Below are 21,728 nucleotides of genomic sequence, written 5' to 3'. Positions count from 1 at the left end.
GACAGCCTAGAACTCCTGGGCGTCGAGTCGGCACGCCGTAACCGCTCACGTCCACCGGATCGTGGCGATGGGCTTGAACCTGCCGCGACGGAAGGTCCTAGCGTTGTGGACGTGATCGGGAAAGACGACGCCGGGCGTCGGTGGAGCATCGGCGAGATCGCGCGGGCGAGCGGGATGACCGTGCGCGCGCTGCGCCACTACGACGAGATCGGCCTGCTGAGCGCGGACGAACGCACCGCCTCGGGGCATCGCCGCTACACCGAGCGCGATGTGCGGCGGCTGTATCGGGTGCGGGCTCTGCGGGCGCTCGGGCTGTCGCTGGAGGAGATCGCGAGCGTGCTCGCGGACTCCGAGGGCGACCTGGCGGCGATGCGCGATCTGCTGACGGCCCAGCTACGCGGGCTGGAGGCGCACGCCGTACGGATCCAGCAGCTCACGCACCGGCTTCACGGGCTGCTGGAACAGATCGACGGCGCGTTGATGCCCGATCCGGACCAGTTCATGACGACCTTGGAGATGATCTCTGTGTTCGAGACCTCATTCACGACGGAGCAGCGGGAGCAACTGGCCCGGCGCAGGACCGAGCTCGGCTCGGAGGCCGTCGAGGCGGCCAAGACCGAATGGGCCGGGCTCGTCGAGGAGCTCCTGCGGCACGTACAGGACGGCACTCCCGTCGACGACCCGCAGGTGCGGGCCCTGGTCGGCCGCTGGGACACGCTGGCGAGCGGGTTCCACAGCGACGGCGAAGACGGCGAACGGACCAAGGCGGCGGCGCAGAGGACGTGGGAGGAGAACAGCGAGGAGATCGGCCGGGGCCTGCCGTGGCCCGTGGACCGGATGCGTGACCTGGTCCACTATCTGGAGCGGGCCCGGCAGGCCGGATAGCCGCGGCCGACGGGAGGAGAGGCGCCGGCGAGGCCTCTCCTGCCGCGACAGACAGCCCTGATCGCTGGAGTGTTACCCCATGCCGCCGACGCTCTCGGGCTTGATGACGAACATCACGCGCACCTGGTCGCGACCTCCGTACCAGGGGTACGGCTTGCCGAGGTATTTCTGGGCGAGCGCCTCGATGTGGTCGGCCGCGCCGATGGTGGTGACCTCGATCACCCGGCCGCGCACCTGGAAGTACCGCGAGGGGTCGTCCGGGTGGGAGATGGCGACGGCCACGCGCGGGTCCCGCTCGATGTTCCTGGTCTTCACGTGGCTCTGCACGCTGTTGATGATCACGTTCTCGCCGTCGGTGTCGACCCAGACCTGGGTCACCTGCGGCGAACCGTCGGCCATCGAGGTGGCGATATAGCAGATGCTCGGCTGACGCAGCAGCGCGAGCAGTTCTTCGGTGAGTTTCACGGCGATCTCTCAGCCAGTCGGATGCGGCGCTCTCTTGAGCTGCTCGGCACGGTTGCGGAGCAGCATACTTGCTCCGTCATGGCCGGAGATCGCGGTGTACTACCGGCCCGTTCCCACTCTGAGGTTGCGGTAGTGCCTTCATGCGTTCGGGAAACAGCCCGTCTCCGCCGACTGCGGAGAGTGCCGATTTCCCGACCATTCGATGTGTGGCATCTGGTGTATTCAGGATGGTTTCGCCGAGACGTGCCCGCGTCTGGACGCCCAGCTGTTCGCTGTTCGGCTGCGGCCTGCCCACGCCTTCGGGATTGCTTGACAGTGTGTTGGCAGAGCCCTACATTTAACACATCGGTTAATTAACAGCAAGGTTAAATGCGATGGCAGTCGATCGGCTCAGCATGATCTTCGCGGCACTGGCGGATCCGACCCGCCGGGCGATCCTGGCCCGGCTGGCAGAGGGTGACGCCACCGTCTCGGAGCTGGCTGAGCCGTTCTCCATCAGCCTTCCGGCGATCTCGCGGCACTTGAAGGTGCTTGAGAATGCCGGGCTGATCTCCCGGAGTCGTTCGGCCCAATGGCGATCGAGCAGTCTGGAGGCCGGGCCTCTCAGAGAGGTCACGGCCTGGATGGAGCCCTACCGGCGGTTCTGGGACGTCAACCTCGACCGGCTTGACGCCCATCTGCGACGAATCCAGCAGGACCAATCGGCACGGCGAAGCGAGAGCACGCAAGAACGGTCAGAGCAGCAGGACAACGGCACACTCGAGAGAAGGAAAGCGCCATGACGGACGCGACGGCCAGCAAGGAACTGATCATCACCCGGACCTTCGACGCTCCGCGGGAGCTGGTCTACCGGGCTTTCACCGACCCCGACCAGATCGTGCAGTGGTTCGGCCCGGTCGGATTCTCGGTGCCTCGCGACACCGTCGAAATCGACGCCCGAGTCGGCGGCCACCAGCGGCTCACGATGGTCAGCGACGACGACCCGAACATGACGTCGCCCGTCGACGCGACGTTCACGGAGGTCATCGAGAACGAGCTGCTCGTGGGCACCGAGGAGTGGGAGGGCATCCCGGGCCAGCAGGAGGGCGGCAGCATGTACATGAGGATCGAGTTCCACGACGAGGGTGGCAAGACCCGGCTGGTGCTGCGGCAGGGCCTCTACACCGAGGAAGTGGCGGACATGGCTCGTGAGGGCTGGGAGAGCTCGTTCACCAAGCTCGACACGCTGCTCGTGGACTGACCCGCTCACGACGACGGCCGGCCCCTCGCCATGGACGGGCCGGCCGTCGTCATCTGACGGTCTCCGCAGGTAGGGCGCTTGGAGATCGACTCGATCCCGGCCTCCGCTCTCCATGACCTGCGAGTCTCCGAGGTTCCTGTGAATTTCTTTCGGGAGGAATGCCCAGGGCGAGCGGGTGGTTGCTTACACGCTGGACGGCCACGTTGCCGGCGGGGTTGAGTCCGGCGTTGATGTCCATGCTCAGCCCGCAAGGAGAACTTCCCCACGTGACGACAGTGACTTCGGAGGGCGTTGGTTTCAGGTCGAAGCGTGGGCCGGTGCTTGCCGCCATCATGCTCTGTACCGGCCTGGTGGCAATCGACAGCACGATCATCGCGACGGCGGTGCCATCGGTCGTCAGCGACCTGGGGGGTTTCTCCCAGTTCCCCTGGCTCTTCTCGATCTACCTGCTCACCCAGGCGGTGACGGTCCCCCTCTACGGCAAGTTCGCCGACATCTTCGGGCGTAAGCCGGTGATGTTCTTCGGCATCGCCGTGTTCCTGCTGGGCTCCGTGCTGTGCGGGCTCGCCTGGAGCATGCCGGCGCTCATCATCTTCCGCGCGTTGCAGGGCATCGGTGCCGGGGCCGTGCAGCCCATGAGCATCACGATGGTCGGCGATCTCTACTCCGTCGAAGAACGCGCGCGCGTGCAGGGGTACGTCGCGAGCGTCTGGGGCGCCGCCTCCGTGATCGGGCCCACTCTCGGCGGCCTTTTCTCGGAGTACGCCTCGTGGCGGTGGATCTTCTTCATCAACCTGCCGCTCGGCGGCATCGCCGCGCTGGTGCTCGCCCGGCGGTTCAAGGAGCAGGTGACACGGAGCTCCCACAAGATCGACTATGTTGGGGCGACGTTGCTCACGGGCAGCTCCTCCCTGATCATTCTCGGCCTGCTCGAAGGCGGGGTGGCGTGGAGCTGGGGATCCGTTCCGAGCCTGCTCATCCTCGCGGCGGGTGTTGTCCTGGCCGTCGCGTTTGTCCTCGTGGAGCGCAGAGCGGCCGAGCCCATCCTGCCGCTGTGGGTGTTCCGTCAACGGACGCTCACGGGCGGCAACCTCGTCGGGCTGAGCGTCGGCGCGCTCATGATCGGGCTCAGCTCGTACGTGCCGACCTACGCGGAGGGCGTTCTCGGCACCGGCGCGCTGGTGGCCGGTTTCGCCCTGGCCGCGCTCACCATCGGCTGGCCCATCGCAGCGACCCTGTCGGGACGCATCTACATGCGCATCGGCTTCCGTGACACGGCGCTCATCGGCAGCGGCCTGATCGTGGTCGGCGCCATCCTGTGCGTCCTGCTCACCCAGCGCGCCCCGATATGGGCGGTGGCGGGAGCGTGTTTCGTCGTGGGCGCCGGGCTGGGGCTCGCGTCGAGCCCGACGATGGTCGCCATCCAGTCCGTCGTCGGATGGGAGCGCCGCGGCGTCGTCACGGCGACCAACATGTTCTGCCGCTCCATCGGCAGCGCGGTCGGAGCGGCGGTCTTCGGAGCCATCTCCAACGCCACGCTGGCCGGCCACTTCGCCCACCCGCCGGCCGCGGTGGCCGCCTCACTGCCCGACAGCGTCGACGCGACGAGCCTGGTGCTCGGCGGCCAGGACGCGGGCGGGAATCCGGCCGCGGCGTCCTTCATCCGCACGGCGCTCTACGACGCCACCCACAACATCTTCCTCGCACTTCTCCTGGTGGCCGTGCTGGGTGTGGGCGCCATGCTGCTCATGCCCAGGCGCACCGAGCAGCTCACGTTCGACTGACGTCGGCGGACGCGGCCACCGGTGCTCGCCGTGGGCGTTGGCGGGGCCGGGCTACGACACCCGCCGGTGTTGCGGTCGACGCGGCCACCGGTGCTTACCGGGGGTGTTGCCGGGACTGGGCTACGGCGTCCGCCGGTGTTGCGGCTGACGTCGGCGGACGCGGCCACCGGTGCTCGCCGTGAGCGGGTGGCGCGGCCGGGTTACGGCACCTGCTGGGGTTCCGGGGTCTGCCGAGGATCAGGCTCCGTGCGGCGGAGCAGGGCCCAGGCGGCGGCGCCGATGGGCAGGGTGAGCCAGCAGGTGAGCAGCCGGTAGACCAGTACGGCCGCCGCGACCGGCGCGGGAGCCGCTCCGGTGGCGACCAGGCCGGTGATGAGACTGGTCTCGATGATGCCGATGCCGCCGGGGGTGAGCGGGATCTGCCGCAGCAACTGGGTGGCGAGGTAGAGGGCGGCCAGCCGTACCGGGTGGACGTCCAGGTCGAACGCGACGGTAGCGGTGTACAGGCAGGCCAGGTCGGCCATCCAGGCGATCACGGCGAACCCGAGCGCGGCCGCCGCGTCACGGCGTGGAAGGGCGGCGACCGTGCGGAAGGTGGCGCCGACCGGCGCGAGGGCGGCGGACACGCGGGACCACCGAGGTGAGGTGGGCCTCCGCCGGCGCAGGCGTCCGGCGGCCAGTACGACCGCCGCCACCAGGACGAGGACTCCGCCTGTGATCAACGTTCCCTGGGCGTCGACGAGCAGACCGGGATCGATGACGAGGGCCAGGGCCATGCCGGCCAGGTAGAGCAGCAGTAGGCCGAGGGCCGAGACGGTGCCGGACAGAATGGTGACCGAGGCGGCGGTGGTACGGCTCGCGCCGTGGGCGCGGAAACGCTGGAAGGCATAGGCGGCCGAGACCGCGGATCCGGCGGGAAGGGCGGCGGCTATGGCGGTGCGCGCGTAGGCCAGGGCCAGGGCATACGACGGTCCCATGGCGACGCCGTAGGCGTGCAGCAGCGCTCGCTGCTGCCGGGCGAACATGGTGACCGACAGCACCGAGGTGGCCAGGGCGACGATGAGGCCCCCGGGATGGGCTTCGCCCATGGCCTCGCCGATCTGCGCGGGCGCCGGCAGGCTGTCGCGGAGCGTCCATATCCCTACGGAGATGACCGCGACGGGCAGGAGGAGCCGGATCCACCAGCGGACGGTGGGCGACAGCGTCCGGGACGGCGGACCGTCCGCGGGCGACCGGTCGGGCAGGGGTTGCTCCTGGGGGTCATCGTCGTCCTGCACGGAGGGGGGTGTCAGGGGGAGCCGAGGGCTGCGGGTGCGGACGTGAGATGAGCCTTGGAGGCGCGATGTTCGACAATCAGGCACAGTCACTACTCCCACGACGGTCCAAGCGAGCGCCCGATGAGCGCCTGGACGGCGGAGGTGCCGTCGAAAGAGCCGTCGAGCGCAGCAACGTCACCGGCGTGACGGGCGATGGCACCAGGCTGAGGGGCACCCGGGTGGGTGGCAGCGAGGTGGCCACCGGCAGGTCGGACGGCTGGTTGCCGAAAGGGACAACAACCGGCGAGCCCAGAACGATACCGCCGATTCCTTGACTGTTCGGGCCGAGAACGGTGGACGTCCTGGTCAAGTGGGATGTGGGCTGCCGCGGGAGGGTGGTTTCGACGCTCACGGCGAGGCCTCTGGCGGCGTGGGCAGGGGGTTGGCGTGGTCCGTAACCCGTAATAGTGCGCACTGGACGGTGTGTGTGCATTCCTGCGCAGAAGGGGCCGGTGAATCTTTCTAGTGTCAGGGGCGTAGGGAAGCAGCAATATCTCGTTTCACAGGAGAAACACCATGAGACGATGCGCGCCCCGGTCGCCGGAGCCGCCCCGCTGAGGGCCCCTTCCGCACCGGAAGGCCCTCCGGTCCCAGGCAGATCCGCTCGGGGGAGCAGATCTGCTCGGGGAGGAGAGTCACCGAGATTCTCTGAACAGTCGGTTCAGTGATCGAGAACGCGGGCCAGGGCGTGCAGGTCCTCCTGGCACGCTCCCGGAGAGGGGGAGATTCGCAACACGGGTGTGGGCAGGTCCGCGGGGGCTCTGCCGACTGGTACGGCGCCGATCAGCAGGGACGCTTTCGCCGCCCGTGACCTGGCGTTCTCGACGGCCGTCGCGGGTTCCACGCCCGGCGGCGGCCTGAGGGTGACGATGGCGGACGGTTCGTCGAGGGGTTCGACCGCCCGCCAGCCGCCGGCCCCGTCGAGGAGGCGACGCGCCGCGACACCGAGTTCCGCCAGGCACGCGTGGATCGCGGCGGGGCCGAGGGCGTGGTGTTCCAGTACGGCGACGCCGAACCCGACCCGCCCGGCGATCGGCCCCTCGGAGGTCTCGTAGCGAGCCGCGCCGGCCAGCGGTGAGGGGTCCCCGTGCACCCAGACGTGCCCGCCGAGCGCGGGAGCCGCCGCGTCCATGTCCTCGCCGTACTCGGCGAGGCCGGGCACGATCAGGAAGCCGACCCCTCGGGGCCCGGCGAGCCACTTGCGAGAGGTCCCGACATAGGCGGTCGCACCGGTGCCGCCGACGTCCACGTGGCCGAGGGACTGGCAGACGTCGAGGACCAGCGGCACCCCGGCGGCGCGGCACAGCCGTCCGGCCGCGGCGGCGGGCTGCACGATGCCGTGGTGGGAGGAGATGTGCGGGAGGGTGACCAGGTCCAGCCCGTCTGACAGCAGGGACGTGAGCCCGTCCAGATCAAGGCGGGAGTCGTCGTCGGCGGGCAGTTCGAGGAGTTTCCAGCCGCGGAGCCGCGCCAGACGGTGCAGCAGCATGAGGGTGCTCCCGTACTCGGCGCGGGGAACGCCGACCCGGCTGCCCGGCGGAAGCCGCCATCCACCCAGCAGCGCCACCATCGCCGCCGTCCCGCTCTCCAGGAAGGCGACGTCGCCGGCGTCGGCGCCGACCAGGGTGGCCAGTGCCGATTTGGGGGCGTGGAAGTCCGGCATCGCCTGGTAACCGCCCACCTCGCGCTCAAGCCGGAGGTGCTCGACGACGGCGTCGAGCACCCGGTCGCTGGGGACGTTGCATCCGGCGGCGTCGAGGTGGCCGGGCGGCGCGGAGGACCGCGCCGCCCGCCAGTCGTCAGCGATCACGCACTGGCCAGGAAGAGGCTGAAGTCACCGGTCGAGTCGATGTAGCGGTGGTTCACCTCGAATCCGGCCGCGACGAGCTCGCGTCGCAGGTCGTCGGGGCGGAACTTGGCGCTGATCTCCGTACGGACCTCCTCCCCCGCCTCGAAGGAGACGTGCAGCCCGAGATCGCCGACCCGCACGTGCATGTCCCGTGTGGCGCGGAGCCGCATCTCTATCCAGTTGTGCTCCGCGTCGTACAGCGCGACGTGCTCGAAGGCGTCCGGCTCGAAGTCGGCGTCCAGCTCCCGGTTGATCACGTGCAGGACGTTCCGGTTGAAGGCGGCGGTCACCCCGGCCGCGTCGTCGTACGCCGCGATCAACCGGTCGGTGTCCTTGATCAGGTCGGCGCCGAGCAGGAAGGTGTCGCCGCGTCGGAGCGTGGTGCGCAGCTCCTTCAGGAACATCTCGCGTGCCGCCGGATCGAGGTTGCCGATGGTGCCGCCGAGGAAGGCCACCATCCGGCGCCCCGTTCGCGGCAGCAGCGTCAGGTGCTGCTCGAAGTCGGCGCAGACCGCGTGCACGGTCAGACCGGCGTAGCGGGAGGCGAGCCGTCGCGCGGCGTCGGCGAGGGTGATCGCGTCGACGTCCACCGGCGTGTAGGTGTGCAGCGTCCCGGCCGCGGTGAGGGCGTCGAGCAGCAGGACGGTCTTCTCGCTGGTCCCCGAGCCGAGCTCGACCAGGGTGTCGGCGCGGCTCCGCACCGCGATGTCGCCTGCGTGCTCGCGCAGGATGGCCAGTTCGCGACGCGTGGGATAGTACTCCGGCAGCCGGGTTATCTGGGAGAACAGCTCGCTGCCCGTCGCGTCGTAGAACCATTTGGGCGGCAGCCACTTGGGCGTCGACGTCAGCCCCGTGTGGACGTCGTGCTCAAGCGCCTGGCGCAGGTAGTCGCGGCCGAGATGGTTGATCAGGTGTACGGCTGACTGGCTGACGGACATGGGTCCCCCCGAAGTCGATGGATCACGGTCCTTCTCGCCTGACGGCTCACCGGCCCGTGACCGGGTGCTGTGTCTTCTGCATGACCTCGCTCTGCTCGGTCATGGTCCTTCTCGCCTGACGGTTCGTCGGTTCGTGGCCGGATGCTGTGTTTTCTGGATGACCTCGCTCCGCTCGGTCGTGGTCCTTCTCGCCCGACGGTTCGTCGGATCGCGGCCGGGACGGTGCCGGGTCAGAGTGGCTGGAAGTGCACGCCCTCGGGAGAGGCGAGCACCAGGGTCCGCTCCGGTACGGCCTGCCAGCCGGGCCGGTCGTCCAGCGGCTCGCTCGCCACGAGCACGCCGTCGTCGAGGTGGAGAAAGAGCGTGTCGCCCCAGACGGTCGCGGCGATCGCCCCCCCGTCGCAGGCGAGCAGGTTCAGGCGGGCGTCGGGATCCTTGGTCCCGGCGTGGATGACGACCTCCGCCAGGGCGTCGCCGAGCGGATGGCCCGCGCGCCGCCGTTCGAACACCGCGGCGGCGAGCCACGCGGCGTCACAGGAGCTCTCCGCGCCGTCGGCCAGCTCCCTGACCGCCTCTCGCGCGACGCGGCCGTTGTGGCTGAGCAGCCACGGTCCGTCGGCGAAGGGCGCGGTCGCGGTCTCCTCGATCGGCATGCCGACGGTGGCGGACCGTACGGCGGCCAGCAGGCAGTGTGAGCGGGCGACCTGCGCGAGGGCCGGCAGGTTGGCGTCCGTCCACATGGGGATCGCACGGCGGTAGCGGACCGGCTCAGCGCGGGCGGGGTCGTACCAGCCCATGCCGAAGCCGTCGGCGTTGACCGTGCCGTATCGCTGCCGGCGCGGGGCGTGGGACTGCCGGAGCAGACCGTGCTCGGGCTCGTGGATCAGTGAGTCGAGGGTGCGAGGGGGGCCCAGCCAGGCCGCGTGGCGGCACATCTACTTCTGCCCCGGGGAGGAGACGCGCTCGGGGGAGGCCGATCGGGCGCAGCGGAAGCCGGAGAAGATCTGCCTGCGGATCGGGTGGTCCCAGTTCCTGAACGTCGTGCGGACCGCGGCCGGGTCGGCCGCCCAGGATCCACCGCGCAGCACCCGGTAGTCGCCGCCGAAGAAGACCTCGCTGTACTCGGGGTAGGGGAAGCTGCTGAAGCCGGGATAGGCCAGGAAGCGGGAGCCGGTCCACTCCCACACGTCGCCGATCATCTGTTCGACGCCGTAGGCGCTGGCCCCGGCGGGGAAGGCGCCGAGCGGCGCGGGCCGTGCCGCCCTGTGCCCGAGGTTGGTCCTGTCGGCCCCGGGAACGTCGTCGCCCCACGGATATTTCCGCGCCCGCTCGGCCTCGGGGTCCCAGCCGCAGGCCTTCTCCCATTCGGCCTCGGTGGGCAGCCGCTTACCGGCCCAGCGGGCGTAGGCGTCGGCCTCGTACCAGCACACGTGCTGGACGGGCTCGTCCATGGGCACGGGCTCGGTCCGGCCGAAGCGGTTGCGCCACCAGGTGCCGCCGTCCCTGGTCCAGAACAGCGGGGCGAAGGCGCGGCTCTCCTGCCGCCAGCGCCAGCCCTCCGGGGTCCACCACCGCGGGTCGTCGTAGCCGCCCTCCTCGATGAAGGCGGCGTAGGCGCGGTTGCCGACGGGGAGCCTGTCGATCCAGTAGCCGGGCAGGTCCACCCGGTGGGCGGGCCGTTCGTTGTCGTAGGCCCACGGCTCGGTGTCGGTCCCCATCAGGAAGGACCCGGCGGGAATGAACACCTCCTCGGGGCCTCCCGGCCTGCCGGGGGGCAGGTCGCCGTCGCGGACCAGGCCCGGCTCCTTCGACAGCTGCAGGGTGGCGAGCATCGTCTCGTCGTGCTGGTGCTCGTGCTGGATCACCAGGCCGAAGACAAAACCGCCCCGGTGCAGAGGATCGGGGCTGTGCAGGTCGACCTTGTCCAGGACGTCCAGCACCCGGCCGCGCACGCCTTCGATGTAGTGGCGCGCCTCCACCGGCGCCAGCATGGGCAGGCTCGGACGGTCCTTGCGCGGGTGCATGAACGCGTCGTACATGTCGTCGATCTCGGGCCGGAGCGGGGTGATCCCTCCGGCCTCCCGCAGCACCCACAGCTCCTCGTAGTTGCCCACGTGCGCCAGATCCCACACCAGCGGTGACATCAGCGGTGAGTGCTGCCGCAGCAGCACGTCGTCCTCGGCGTCGGTATAGGTCAGGGAGCGGTTTCGCACCGAGACCAGCTCGGCGGCGATCCGCTCCTTGAAGTCGCTCATTGAAATCTCCCTGTGAGTGGAGACCCCGGGCTTTCAGCCGCGGGGAGGAGTCAGGCCGGTTCTTCCTCGGTCAACCAGGCCGGCAGGCGCCGTTCCGGTCCTCTCACCAGATCCAGCAGGTCGACGGCCGGAGATCGGCCGGGTGTCACATGGCGATCGGCGAACGCGGCCACCTCGCGGACCAGGTCCGCGCTCGCCCCCAGGCGGGGCAGCGCCTCGATGGCCGCCCGGAAACAGGCGTCGGCGGCCTTCCGCAGCCCCGGGTCCGCCAGACCGCAGCGCGCCGCCTGCGACCACATCGCCGCGTACGGCTCGGCCGCGGCCACCGCCGCGTCGGCCGTACGGTCGTCCATCACGAGAGCGTGGGTCACCGCTACGCACACCGGCCAGTTCGCCGGGTGCTGGGCGTCGAGGTAGCGGATCTCCAGCCAGCCGCGCGGCCGTACCGGAGGGAAGAGGGTCGTGGCGTGGTAGGCCAGGTCCGTCATGGTCAGCGGGTGGGCGGACGCGCCCAGCCGGTCACGGAGGGTCGAGCCGTCGTGGATCGGACGGCCTCGTTCCCCGCCCTTCCCCTTTTTCTCGCGCGCCTCATCCGTTTTGCGAATTTCGCGCCCTCTATATCGTTTTTGTTCCTCTCCGACGAGCATGAGCCGGGCGTCGAGCAGGTAGTCCGTCCAGGCCGCGGCGGGATCCTCGACCACGGGGACGGGGGTCGTCCGCGTGGGGTCGAGCCGTTCCCACACCATCTGGCGGCCCGACATCCATCCGTGCGGCCGGCCCTCGCTGAGCGGCGAGTTGGCGAAGGCCGCCACCAGGACGGGACCCAGCAGGTGCGCGCGCTCCCACCGGGCCGCGGGATTCCTGCCCAGATCCAGGTTGACCTGGATCGACGCCGTCGAGCACATCATCAGCGATCCGTACGGTGCGCCGAGGAACGCGGCCATCGTTTCGTACCGGGGCAGGCGCAACTGCCGCCGGGCCGGGCGCAGCGGGTCGAGACCCACCCCGACCAGCGCCATGCCGGCGTCCCACAGCGCCCTGCGGGTGACGTCCACGTCGGCGGCGAGGCGGGCGATCGCATCCGGTAGCGAGCCCTCGGTGCCGGAGAGTTCGAGCTGGCCGCCCGGCTCGAAGGTCACCTTGCTCCCTCCGGGCAGCGGAGGCAGGGCATCGGAGATCCTGTCCATCGGGACCTGGAGATCGGGAGCCGTACGGTCGAAGACCAGGAACTCCAGCTCCACTCCCACCTGATCGCCGGTGGAGCCGAGGAAGCAGCCCCGTGCGAAGTCCTCAACGTCCGAGGTGTTCCGGATGAGGGCGTTCTCGGTCGTCAGACCGGTCATCCTCTTCCCCTTTCGCCCGATATGTATGGATCTATAGATCCGCGAAGCGCGCGAACGTTACAGAGAAGCGGGATGTAACGGATCGATCCGCAAGCGGAACTACGTGACATGGGGCACGAGTGGGAATGATGCGAGCCGGATCTCGCCTCGGCCGATCGGCAGGCTGCCGTGAGGTTCTGGGGCTTGTCACCGATTACCTCGAAGAGGCGCTGCCCGCCAGGCGGAGGCGGCGCTTCGAGTCTCACCTGGCCGGATGCGCCGGCTGCCTTGGCTACCTGGAACAGGTTCGGGCGACGATCAAGGCACTGGGCCATCTCGGAACCGACGGCGTTCCGGAGCGCGTGCTCAGAGAGTTGTGCGGAGCATTCCTCGGCGCGGGCGCGGGCGCAGGTGCAGCGGGTGCAGGCGCAGGTGTAGACGCGGGCGCGGATCCGGGTTCGGGCGCGGGTGCGGAACCGGGTACGGACTCGGGTTCGGGCGCGGGTGCGGAATCGGGCGCGGACTCATGTTCAGGCCCGGACTCAGGCCGTCCGCCGGTCGCGGAAGGCGGACATCAGGCGGTCGCGCGTGGCGCGTGACAGGCCTTCGTCGCCCGGCAGACCCTCGTGCCGTGGCGCGCCGGGGGTCTCGACCCTCAGCGTGCCGAGGGCGTCGACGGTGGTGCGGAACTGGCTGAGGTAGTGCTCGCAGCCCTCGCAGCCGACCAGATGCTCCTCGAACCGGGAACGGGTGGACTCGTCGAGGTCGTTTTCCAGGAAGGCGGTGACGAGCTCCACTAACTCGTCGCAGCTGAACCGCTTCACAACTTCGACCGCCTTACCGTCTTGAAACTGAACCGTTTTCACTACGCCGACCGCCTCGCCGTCTCGAAATAATCTTCCAGTTGCTCGCGCACCGCCGCGCGGGCGCGGTGCAGCAGAACGCGTTGGTTGGCCGCGGAGATATCCAGGATCTCGCAGACCTCCTCAGAAGTGCACCCCTCGACGTCGCGCAGTGTGATCACGGTTCGCTGTCTGGGGGGTAATTCGGCCAGTGCCGCCCCGATCCGGACGCGTACCTCCGCGGCGAGCAGCTCACCCTCCGGAGCCGGAGTCGGCCAGATCGCGGGGAGATACTTCCAGTGGCCCGGGAGAGGGTCGTCCACGCCCTGGAAAGACGAGCGGTCGACGGTCGGTCTCTCCTGCTCGAAGACGCTGCTCCACGGAACCGTGCGGTTCTCGCGCACGCCGCGCTTCCTGGCCGTGTTGACCAGGATCCGGTAGATCCAGGTCTTGACCGACGAGCGGCCCTCGAAGCCGTCGATTCCCTTGATCACCGCAAGCCAGGTGTCCTGCACGACCTCTTCGGCCGAGTCGTTGGTGGACACGTGCGAACGGGCCAGCCACAACATCCCTCGCGACCAGGTGTCCAGCAGCGTCGCGAACATCGCTTCGTCTCCGGCGCGCAGGGCCGCGACGACGACATCGTCCGGGGGCAACCTGCCGCCCGTGAACGACTCCACGATCGCTTCCTCCATATGGGACATTTAGGACATTCGTAATGTTGGAACGTTCTGCGGCTCGTCCCGGCTCGGGAGCGTATCGGCCTCGCCGATACTTGGCGCGCCCTCTCCGCCGAAGCGCTCCGGCGGAGAGCTTCGGGTCCGGGGAGGAAGATTCCCGCTCTGACCTGGTCTGACACCTTTTCGCTTGATTTCTGTCCGACCGGGTCGCATGGCCTCCTCTTCCTCTCCCATCTACAGTTCCGCACCTTGCCCTTTTGTTACGCGGTCACGCGATTTGTTACGCGCTCACGCGACCGGAGCGAAGAGGCCAAGGTCGCGGCATCCGTACGGCGTGCCGGACAGGCTGAATGGAGCCCGGGACCCTACCTCGTCCACAACGCCTCCTGGACGGCCTGGACCAGGACCATTAGCTCGGGCGAGACATGCTTGGGGGACCAGGCGAGTCCGTACGTCATGCGCAGGTCCCCGGCGTCGAGGGGGACGAAGTGGACGTCATGGCGGCGGATGGCCTTGACGAGCAGATGGGGTGTCGGCAGCAGGCCGACACCGGCGGCCACGAGGTCCAGTGCGGCCGCGAAGTCGTCGATGTCGTCGGCCACCACGTGGTGCTGGTGCGGTCCTCGCAGTTGGGCGGCGAACCGCGCCCACATGCCGCCGGGCGTGCGGTTGCGCGGCATGAGGATCTTGTATCGGGTGAGCTGCTCGGGCCTGATCCGCGACAGGGCGGCGATGGGATCGCCCGCCGGTACGGCGAGATGACCGACCGTCACGTGGAAACGGGCGGCGGTCGTCAACTCCCGGGGGAACGGCGTGCTGAGAATCGCCGCCGAGATGTCGCCCCGTTCCAGGGCCGATGTGGCGGCGCTCCACCCGGCCGCCCTGAGCTCGACGTCGATCGCGGGCTTGCGCCGGGCCAGGCGGCGGGTGATCCGCGCCGCGAGAGGCCCGACGATCAACGGATAAGCCAGGCGAATGGTCGGTCTCGCCGACATGGCCAGTCGTGTGCTCTCGGCCATGAGCGCGGCGGAGGCCTCCAGCATCGCGTCGGCGTAGGGCAGGAGTGCCTTGCCGGCTGCCGAGAGCCGGACCTCCCGGCTGGTCCTCTCGAAGAGGCGGATGCCCAGGGATCGCTCCAGGCGGCCGATGGCCTGGCTCATCGCCGGTTGGGACATGTGCAGCTCGGCCGCGGCGCGCGAGAAGCTGAGGTGCTGGGCGACAAGCGCGAAGCAGCCGATGTCTCGCAGCGGCGGGCCGGGATCCACACTCCAGTATGGTCGGCTCGCCCGCACCTCGTGCCCGGGAGCCCGGCCATAAGCAGCCTCGATGGATCGAGCCCGATGAGGCGGGGCGCCGCCGGCCGGGCTCACGGTCCAAATTATTCTTGATAAGACCGTAAAAGATCAACGGCGTGGAGAATTTCGGCACGTCATGGAGGGCGGAGATGAGCAATCCGACATCGGTCGAGATTGTGGAAGCGTTCTGGGACGCCGTATGGAACGCACATGATCCCGATGCGATCGACAGGTTCGTGGTCGACGACTTTGTCATCACCAGCGGTGGCGAGGATGTCGTCTCGAAGGAGAGCTTCAAGGAGTGGGTCAGGAACTTCCTGGAGAAAATCAATGACCTGAACCTCGAAGTCATCGAGTCATTCCAGAACGAGGACGGAAGTCGTGTCGCGTCTCGTTGGCGCATAACCGGGAGAAACAACGGGGTGCTCGGCACGGCGGCCGACCAGCGGCCGATAGCCTTCACGGGCACCGCCGTCTGGGCGGTCCGCGAAGACGGCAAGCTGCTGCACAACTGGGTCGAGCGTGCTTCATGGGAGCTGTTCCAGCGGTTGACCGGAGAGTGAAGGCCATGCTCGGCGACCTTGAAGCGGCCCCGCCCGAGGCGGCGGCCTGAACGAGGTCGGCTAGGGTGCGTGGTGAAAACGCCGCCCAGAGCCGGTTGTTGAAGTGCTGTTCAGAGCCGTTCTTCGCCGGCCGCGACCGGCACGACTGCCTCGTACAGGAGACCGCGCACGTTGTCCGACAAACGCGAACACGCAGAGCCCGCCGCGGCGCCCATCTCAGCGCCCGTCTCGGCGCCCGTCTTGGCGTCCACCGCAGCGTCCCTCTCAGAAAAGGGGCGCCACAGCCTGCGAGCCGACTGCGAGAGCTGTTTCGCCCTGTGCTGTGTCGCACCGGCCTTCTCCGCCTCGACGGACTTCGCGATCAACAAAAACGCAGGGCAGGCCTGTCCCAACCTGCGGCAGGACTTCCGCTGTGGCATTCACACGCGCCTCAGGCCGCAGGGCTTTCGGGGCTGCACGGTCTACGACTGCTTCGGCGCCGGGCAGAAGGTCTCCCAGATCACTTTCGGCGGGCAGGACTGGCGGCAGGCTCCGCGAACCGCACGGCAGATGTTCGAGGTGTTCCCGATCGTCCGGGACCTCCACGAGCTGCTCTGGTACCTGACCGAGGCGCTGACGCTGCAACCGGCCCGCTCCCTCCACGGTGAGCTCGGCCTCGCGCTGGAGGAGATCGAACGCCTCACGCACAACAGCCCCGACGCTCTCGCGAAACTGGACGTGGCGGCACTCCGGCGAGACGTCAACGTCCTGCTGCTGCGCGCGAGCGAACTCGTGCGAGCCGAAGTCCCCCGTAAGAAGAAGGACCGCAGGGGAGCCGACCTCATCGGCGCCAAACTCAAGGGCGCCGACCTGAGAGGCGCCAACCTGAGAGGGGCCTATCTCATCGGTGCCGATCTGAGAGGCGCCGACCTGAGAATGGCAGACCTCACCGGGGCCGATCTCAGAGATGCCGACCTCAGAGGCGCCGACCTCACCGACAGCATCTTTCTCATCCAGTCCCAGCTGGACGCGGCCAAGGGCGACGCCCACACCAGGGTGCCGCCGTCGCTCACCCACCCGGGGCACTGGTAAGTCTTCGGACGCTCCGGCGGCTCAGCCACCCCGCTCGACGGATAATCCCGGGCAACCCTGTGGCACCCGAAAACATAATTCTCCCGGTGGAGGCGCCACGGTCCCGGCACGTCGACGCTGTGATTTTTTATGGATGGTTTTTGTCGCAGCCGAAACGAGGTGAGCGAGCGATGGAACGCATAGCCGTACCGGCGGTGAGCATGGGCCATGTCGGCATGGCCGGGCTGCGGCAGGGTGACCGGCCATGCCAAGGCTCCGTCGAGCATGAGCGGATTTCGTAGCCGTACGTGAACCGCCGAACCAGTCGCGACTTTTTGACGTCTGATACAGGTGGTACGGCGGTCGGTAAACGGGCAATCGAAGCAAGAGAAATCGGCGGGAAGAATGCACCCCTGTATGCGTGTGGGATTAGCCGTGATCGGGATGACCGGCATGATGCTCACCGGGGCGTGCAGCGAAGGCGATGGCAGTGAGAGGACATTGCTCAAGAGGACGGCGCCCAGTCTGCCGGCCGTCCCACCTGCCGCTCAGACGCCGGGGACCACTCTCCCGCCCGCTCAGGCCGGGGCCGTCACCCCACCCGTTCAGGCGCCTGGAATCACCGCCCCACCGATTCGGACGCCGGGGATACCCGTGCCACTTCTTGGGGTAACCGTTCCGCCTGCTCAGACGCCCAGGGCAATCGGCCCGCTGCTTCAGACGCCCGAGGCGACCGGTTCGCCGTTGCCGGCCACCGGTCCACCACGCTTCATCGTGATTGCCAGGACGCCGATAGCGCGGTTCATTCCGGCGAACTCAAAAACGGCGACCTTTACACCGGTCCGCCCCAGCGTGCAAGATGCAAAAACAGGGAAGTTCCTGTTCGACATTCCGCTGCCACCCGGTGTGAAGTCGTCGTGGCAGGTGCTCGCGGCGGCACCCGACAACCGTACTTTTGTACTGTCCGGATGGACCGGGCCGGACTCACCCATCCGGTTTTTTCGAATCCACCTCGACGAGAAGGGCCGCCCCGGTGAGCCGGCGCTCATTCCGGGATTCGACACGGACGGGCTCAGCCCCGGGTATGTCATGGCGTTGAGCCCCGATGGCACCAGACTCGCACTCTCCGCCACCGTCATCGGTGGCGGAGTGAACGTGTCCGTGGTCGACCTGTCGACCGGTCACCGTCGAGAGTGGAGCACGAGTCAGCCCGGCATGGTGTTGAGCCTGGCCTGGGCGCCGAACGGGCACGACCTGGCGCTGGCGTCAAGCAGAGGCGGCCTGCGGATCCTCGACGTCCGCCGGCCGGGTCCGGAATTGTTCGGCGCCACCCGGTTGGTCAAGGCGGTGGAGGGTTTCTGGCCCCTTGGGTCGGTGGCCTACGCGCCTGACGGCAAAACCCTGGTCTACGCGGTCAGATCGGCCATCGAACGGATTTCGATTACCGGGGAAGAACCGCCGCAGGTCCTCGCTCAGTTGGACAGGCCCGCAACCGCGTCTCTCACGGTTGTCTTCAGCCTCGACGGAACGGGACGGCACCTGCTCTACGTCGAGGGGTGGCGGTCGTTCCAGCTCGATCTCGTCAGTGGCCGGGTCACCGGTCTTCCGATCCTGGTGGGCGAGCACCAGAAAAAAGGCGGCTCTCCCCAGGCCGCTTGGTGAAGCGGCACCCGATCGGACCGGTCATGCGGCCTTGCCGACGTGAATGCGGGCGACGACTTCGGGCGATGGTGAACGTGCAAAAACCAGGCGGAGCGGTCAGGACGCGGAGGCGGCGGGCCTTCGCGATCATCCTCTTGGCCACCGGTCGCCCGAGTAGCGATGGATCAGCACGCTCGCCACGAGATATACGACGCCCAGGAAAAGGACACCGAGTAACAGCAGGAGTACGATCCGCTCGAAACTGTACCCAAGCATGAACACCCCAATTAATCGGTGGCCGACGCACTCTGCTCGCCAGGGTACGGCCAATGATCGGGTTTCGGGTTTTCGCTCTGCTCAGTTGGTAGTGGTCATCGTTCTACCGACGGGAGAGAATCCCGGCCGGTTTCAGCGAGACCGTCGGCTGCCTCTTCTCCTCGACGGGCAGCTCGGTCCATCCGCCCTGCGAAGAGCCCGAATTCGGGCCGGAGCTCCGTGGCGGGCGATTTTTGCTGCGAAGAAGCTGATGATCAATGGATAAGCGAGGCGAACTGTTGGTCTCGCGGTGAAGCGGTCGGGTTCTCGCAGCGACCAGGATTCACGCCCCACCGAGGTCTTCCCCGCTGATGACGCATGCCGGAGCCATCCATAAGCAGCATCAATGGATAGAGCCTGAGCGGCGCGCGACGGGCAGGATTCTGCCGTCCGATCCGCCTCAGTGCATGGAGTCAGCGTGACCGCCGTACATACATCGTCATTTCCCACCTCCACGGTCCTCGGGTATCCGAGGATCGGTCCCCGCCGTGAGCTGAAGCGAGCGCTGGAGTCCTACTGGGACGGTCGCTCCACTCGCGAGGATCTGCACGGCGTGGGATCCGGGCTGCGGGAGGAGAGCTGGCGGCGGCTCGACGCGCTTGGCCTGGGCGCGTCGCCGTCCAACACCTTCTCGTACTACGACCAGGTGCTCGACACGGCGATGCTGCTCGGCGCGGTGCCCCAGCGATATCGCGGAAGGTCGGTGGAGGACACCTACTTCGCGATGGCGCGCGGTGCCGAGGGGATCGCGCCGCTGCGCATGACCAAGTGGTTCGACACGAACTACCACTACATCGTTCCGGAGATCGGCGCAGACACCGTCTTCGCGCTCACCGGTGACAAACCCCTCGCGGAGGTACGGCAGGCGCGTGAGCTGGGCTTCGAGACGCGACCCGTCCTCGTCGGCCCGGTGACGTTCCTCCTGCTGTCGCAGGCGGCGCCCGGAAGCCCGGCGGGATTCGTGCCGCTGGACCGGCTGGCCGACGTGCTCGGCGTGTACGAGGAGTTGCTCGGGGCGCTCGCCGCCGAAGGCGTCGACTGGGTACAGCTGGACGAGCCCGCACTCGTGGCCGACCGCACGGACGCGGAACTCGCCGCCGTCCGGACCGCCTACGAGCGGCTCGGCTCCCTGACCGAGCGGCCGTCGCTGTTCGTCGCCTCGTACTTCGGCGACCTCGGCGACGCACTGCCGATCCTCGCGGGCACACCGGTCGAGGCGATCGGGGTGGACCTGGTGCACGGTGCCCTGGCATACGGCGGTCCTGCGAACGGCGGATCTGTGGACGGCGGTCCTGCGAACGGCGGATCTGTGGATGGCGGTCCTGCGAACGGCGGATCTGTGGATGGCGGTCCTGCGAACGGCGGATCTGTGGACGGCGGTCCTGCGAACGGCGGTCCTGCGAACGGCGGATCTGTGGATGGCGGGTCTGTGGACGGCGGGAGCGGCGACTTCTCCACGTTGGATGTCCTCGCCGGGAAGATCGTCGTGGCGGGCGTGATCTCCGGGCGTGACGTCTGGCGTACCGATACCGAGCGGGCGCTCGCCACGCTGCTCGCCGTACGCGACCGGGTGGACAACGTGGTCGTGAGCACCTCCTGCTCGCTCCTGCACGTTCCGTACGACGCGGATCTCGAAACGGATCTCGATCCGGCGCTGAGGCGGCGGCTGGCCTTCGCGGAGCAGAAGGTGGCCGAGGTGGTCGAGCTGGCCGGCCTGCTGGCCTCGACCCCGCGCGGCGGAGCGGCACCTTCGGTGCGGCCGACGCCCGCGCTGCCGGTCGGAGGATCGCCGGCAACGGCAACGGCAACGGCAACGGTGACGGCGACGGCACCGGTCGAGGGGTCGTCGGCGTCGGTGATGCCGGCCGCGGGGCCGCCGAAGCCGGCGCCGGGGGAAGGGACGCCGGTGCTCGCGGCGCCGGTTGAGGCGGGGGCGGCGCGGGAGGGCCGGAGTCCGTACGCGGTGCGGGCGGCGGCGCAGGCCGAGCACCTGCGGCTGCCGCTGCTCCCGGTCACCACGATCGGCTCGTTCCCGCAGACCGCCGAGCTGCGGGCGGCCCGCGCGGCGACGGTCACGGGAGAGCTGGACGAGGCCCAGTACGAGCACCGGGTCCGGGCCGAGATCGAGCGGGTCATCGCCCTGCAGGAGCGGCTCGGGCTGGACGTGCTCGTCCACGGCGAGCCGGAGCGCAACGACATGGTGCAGTACTTCGCCGAGCATCTCGACGGCTTCGCGGTCACCCGCCACGGATGGGTGCAGTCATACGGTTCCCGCTGCACGCGGCCGCCGATCCTCCACGGCGACGTCCGGAGACCGGCACCGATCACCGTGCGCTGGGCCCGATACGCGCAGTCGCTGACCGGCATGCCGGTCAAGGGAATGCTGACCGGGCCGGTCACCATCGTCGCGTGGTCGTTCGTCCGCGATGACCTGCCGCTGCGCGACGTCACGTTCCAGGTCGCCGATGCCATTCGTGCCGAGGTGCAGGACCTGGAAGCCGCGGGTATCTCCATCATCCAGGTCGACGAGCCCGCCCTGCGCGAGCTGATGCCGCTGCGCCGCGAGTCGCAGGACGCCTACCTCGAATGGGCCGTGGACGCCTACCGGCGGGCCACGTCCGGCGCCGGCGACCGTACCCAGATCCATACGCACCTGTGTTATTCGGACGCGGACCAGATCCTGGCCGCGATCGACGCCCTCGACGCCGACGTGACGAGTATCGAGTCGGCCCGGTCGCACGCGCGGATCCTCGGCGAGCCGGCCGTGGGTGACTTCGGCCGGGGGCTCGGCCCGGGGGTGTACGACATCCACTCGCCGCGCGTGCCCGCCGCCGAGGAGGTCGAGGAGCTGCTGAGGACGGCGTTGCGGGCGTTGCCCGCCGATCGGGTCTGGGTCAACCCCGACTGTGGCCTGAAGACCCGCACCTATGGCGAGGTCGAGGCGGCGCTCGCCAACGTGGTCACGGCCGCGCGCCGTCTTCGCAAAACCGCCGTGCTCACGACCCCTTGAAATAGTCGCTTCTCCTGTTTGGAGAGGGTGATACGTCGAGAGCGCTGACCGAGCTCCGCCCCGGTGCCCCCGAGTCCCGGGCATCTCAGCGTTCCCGGCGTTCCCGGCTCCCGATGGCCCTCGATCGTGGAAGGCCTCACGGCTTCGCGGGCGATCGCCCCGCCCGCGGTGGTTCGGGCGCTTCCGCCGTCAGGGCCGGATATGCGCGGTCTCCGCAAGGTAACCCTAGTGGGGGTATGTATGGGTTATAAATGGAGACGACTGCCTTCGAGCACGCC

Annotated in this window: 19 protein-coding genes; 9 read left to right on the top strand and 10 right to left on the bottom strand. The window is 68.7% G+C overall.

Annotated features, from left to right (window positions below; all coding sequences use genetic code 11):
• The first annotated feature begins 111 nt into the window (after nt 1–111).
• On the top strand, nt 112–885 hold the full coding sequence (locus tag CHC08_RS31135) for a MerR family transcriptional regulator (RefSeq protein WP_089210964.1): 774 nt from the start codon (nt 112–114) through the stop codon (nt 883–885).
• Nucleotides 886–957: 72 nt separating this feature from the next.
• On the opposite strand, the gene CHC08_RS31130 is transcribed toward CHC08_RS31135, so the two are convergent.
• Nucleotides 958–1,350, bottom strand: coding sequence for a PPOX class F420-dependent oxidoreductase (locus CHC08_RS31130; protein ID WP_089210946.1), 393 nt, complete (start codon nt 1,348–1,350; stop codon nt 958–960).
• Nucleotides 1,351–1,724: 374 nt separating this feature from the next.
• Between CHC08_RS31130 and CHC08_RS31125 the strand changes: the two genes are divergently transcribed.
• The 3 genes from CHC08_RS31125 (at nt 1,725) to CHC08_RS31115 (ending at nt 4,374) form a co-directional block, all read left to right on the top strand.
• On the top strand, nt 1,725–2,132 hold the full coding sequence (locus tag CHC08_RS31125; protein ID WP_089210945.1) for an ArsR/SmtB family transcription factor: 408 nt from the start codon (nt 1,725–1,727) through the stop codon (nt 2,130–2,132).
• A complete protein-coding gene (locus tag CHC08_RS31120; RefSeq protein ID WP_089210944.1) occupies nt 2,129–2,590 on the top strand; it encodes an SRPBCC family protein in 462 nt (153 codons plus the stop codon). Before CHC08_RS31125 ends, CHC08_RS31120 begins: the two co-directional genes overlap by 4 nt.
• A gap of 317 nt (nt 2,591–2,907) precedes the next feature.
• Nucleotides 2,908–4,374: an MDR family MFS transporter gene (locus tag CHC08_RS31115; RefSeq protein ID WP_218825576.1), complete on the top strand. Its 1,467-nt coding sequence runs from the start codon at nt 2,908–2,910 to the stop codon at nt 4,372–4,374.
• 200 nt (nt 4,375–4,574) lie between these two features.
• On the opposite strand, the gene CHC08_RS31110 is transcribed toward CHC08_RS31115, so the two are convergent.
• From CHC08_RS31110 to CHC08_RS31085, 6 genes are all read right to left on the bottom strand, one after another.
• The gene (locus CHC08_RS31110) at nt 4,575–5,651 is read right to left on the bottom strand and encodes a lysylphosphatidylglycerol synthase transmembrane domain-containing protein (protein ID WP_179282312.1); all 1,077 of its coding nucleotides are present in this window, start codon (nt 5,649–5,651) and stop codon (nt 4,575–4,577) included.
• Between the two features lie 700 nt (nt 5,652–6,351).
• Nucleotides 6,352–7,500: an ergothioneine biosynthesis PLP-dependent enzyme EgtE gene (gene egtE / locus CHC08_RS31105; RefSeq protein WP_089210942.1), complete on the bottom strand. Its 1,149-nt coding sequence runs from the start codon at nt 7,498–7,500 to the stop codon at nt 6,352–6,354.
• On the bottom strand, nt 7,497–8,477 hold the full coding sequence (egtD, locus tag CHC08_RS31100) for an L-histidine N(alpha)-methyltransferase (RefSeq protein WP_089210941.1): 981 nt from the start codon (nt 8,475–8,477) through the stop codon (nt 7,497–7,499). Before egtD ends, egtE begins: the two co-directional genes overlap by 4 nt.
• A gap of 230 nt (nt 8,478–8,707) precedes the next feature.
• Complete coding sequence (gene egtC, locus CHC08_RS31095) at nt 8,708–9,412, bottom strand: ergothioneine biosynthesis protein EgtC (protein WP_089210940.1); 705 nt, start codon at nt 9,410–9,412, stop codon at nt 8,708–8,710.
• The gene (egtB, locus tag CHC08_RS31090) at nt 9,413–10,732 is read right to left on the bottom strand and encodes an ergothioneine biosynthesis protein EgtB (RefSeq protein ID WP_089210939.1); all 1,320 of its coding nucleotides are present in this window, start codon (nt 10,730–10,732) and stop codon (nt 9,413–9,415) included.
• A 50-nt stretch (nt 10,733–10,782) separates the two neighbouring features.
• Nucleotides 10,783–12,075, bottom strand: coding sequence for a glutamate-cysteine ligase family protein (locus CHC08_RS31085; protein WP_089210938.1), 1,293 nt, complete (start codon nt 12,073–12,075; stop codon nt 10,783–10,785).
• Between the two features lie 125 nt (nt 12,076–12,200).
• On the opposite strand from CHC08_RS31085, the gene CHC08_RS51800 reads away from it, so the two are divergent.
• Nucleotides 12,201–12,653 (top strand): zf-HC2 domain-containing protein, encoded by a 453-nt coding sequence (locus CHC08_RS51800; protein WP_089210937.1) that lies wholly within the window; start codon nt 12,201–12,203, stop codon nt 12,651–12,653.
• On the opposite strand, the gene CHC08_RS31075 is transcribed toward CHC08_RS51800, so the two are convergent.
• From CHC08_RS31075 to CHC08_RS31065, 3 genes are all read right to left on the bottom strand, one after another.
• Nucleotides 12,597–12,878 (bottom strand): anti-sigma factor family protein, encoded by a 282-nt coding sequence (locus tag CHC08_RS31075; protein ID WP_089210936.1) that lies wholly within the window; start codon nt 12,876–12,878, stop codon nt 12,597–12,599. The two genes, CHC08_RS51800 and CHC08_RS31075, sit on opposite strands and share 57 nt — an antisense overlap.
• A gap of 41 nt (nt 12,879–12,919) precedes the next feature.
• Nucleotides 12,920–13,576 (bottom strand): RNA polymerase sigma factor, encoded by a 657-nt coding sequence (locus CHC08_RS31070; protein WP_218825575.1) that lies wholly within the window; start codon nt 13,574–13,576, stop codon nt 12,920–12,922.
• Nucleotides 13,577–13,941: 365 nt separating this feature from the next.
• Nucleotides 13,942–14,841, bottom strand: a complete 900-nt coding sequence (locus CHC08_RS31065) for a LysR family transcriptional regulator (protein WP_143653405.1) — start codon at nt 14,839–14,841, stop codon at nt 13,942–13,944.
• Nucleotides 14,842–14,987: 146 nt separating this feature from the next.
• On the opposite strand from CHC08_RS31065, the gene CHC08_RS31060 reads away from it, so the two are divergent.
• The 4 genes from CHC08_RS31060 to metE all read left to right on the top strand — a co-directional run bounded on the left by CHC08_RS31060 (nt 14,988) and on the right by metE (nt 21,450).
• Complete coding sequence (locus CHC08_RS31060) at nt 14,988–15,434, top strand: ester cyclase (RefSeq protein WP_218825574.1); 447 nt, start codon at nt 14,988–14,990, stop codon at nt 15,432–15,434.
• Between the two features lie 240 nt (nt 15,435–15,674).
• The gene (locus tag CHC08_RS31055; protein ID WP_089210962.1) at nt 15,675–16,505 is read left to right on the top strand and encodes a pentapeptide repeat-containing protein; all 831 of its coding nucleotides are present in this window, start codon (nt 15,675–15,677) and stop codon (nt 16,503–16,505) included.
• Nucleotides 16,506–17,228: 723 nt separating this feature from the next.
• On the top strand, nt 17,229–18,146 hold the full coding sequence (locus tag CHC08_RS31050) for a WD40 repeat domain-containing protein (RefSeq protein WP_143653404.1): 918 nt from the start codon (nt 17,229–17,231) through the stop codon (nt 18,144–18,146).
• 712 nt (nt 18,147–18,858) lie between these two features.
• On the top strand, nt 18,859–21,450 hold the full coding sequence (metE, locus tag CHC08_RS51795; RefSeq protein WP_245878667.1) for a 5-methyltetrahydropteroyltriglutamate--homocysteine S-methyltransferase: 2,592 nt from the start codon (nt 18,859–18,861) through the stop codon (nt 21,448–21,450).
• The last annotated feature ends 278 nt before the right edge of the window (nt 21,451–21,728 follow it).

The organism is Streptosporangium subroseum (assembly GCF_900188345.1).
GTDB lineage: Bacteria > Actinomycetota > Actinomycetes > Streptosporangiales > Streptosporangiaceae > Streptosporangium > Streptosporangium subroseum.
Note: the sequence above shows the minus strand (reverse complement) of the source record. Positions and strands in the feature narration are given on the sequence as shown.

Coding starts and splice junctions, on each gene's coding strand:
- CHC08_RS31125 (WP_089210945.1), top strand. CDS start 1,725: ATGGCAGTCGATCGGCTCAGCATGATCTTCGCGGCACTGGCGGATCCG.
- CHC08_RS31120 (WP_089210944.1), top strand. CDS start 2,129: ATGACGGACGCGACGGCCAGCAAGGAACTGATCATCACCCGGACCTTC.
- egtD (WP_089210941.1), bottom strand. CDS start 8,477: ATGTCCGTCAGCCAGTCAGCCGTACACCTGATCAACCATCTCGGCCGC.
- egtC (WP_089210940.1), bottom strand. CDS start 9,412: ATGTGCCGCCACGCGGCCTGGCTGGGCCCCCCTCGCACCCTCGACTCA.
- egtB (WP_089210939.1), bottom strand. CDS start 10,732: ATGAGCGACTTCAAGGAGCGGATCGCCGCCGAGCTGGTCTCGGTGCGA.
- CHC08_RS31085 (WP_089210938.1), bottom strand. CDS start 12,075: ATGACCGGTCTGACGACCGAGAACGCCCTCATCCGGAACACCTCGGAC.
- CHC08_RS51800 (WP_089210937.1), top strand. CDS start 12,201: ATGATGCGAGCCGGATCTCGCCTCGGCCGATCGGCAGGCTGCCGTGAG.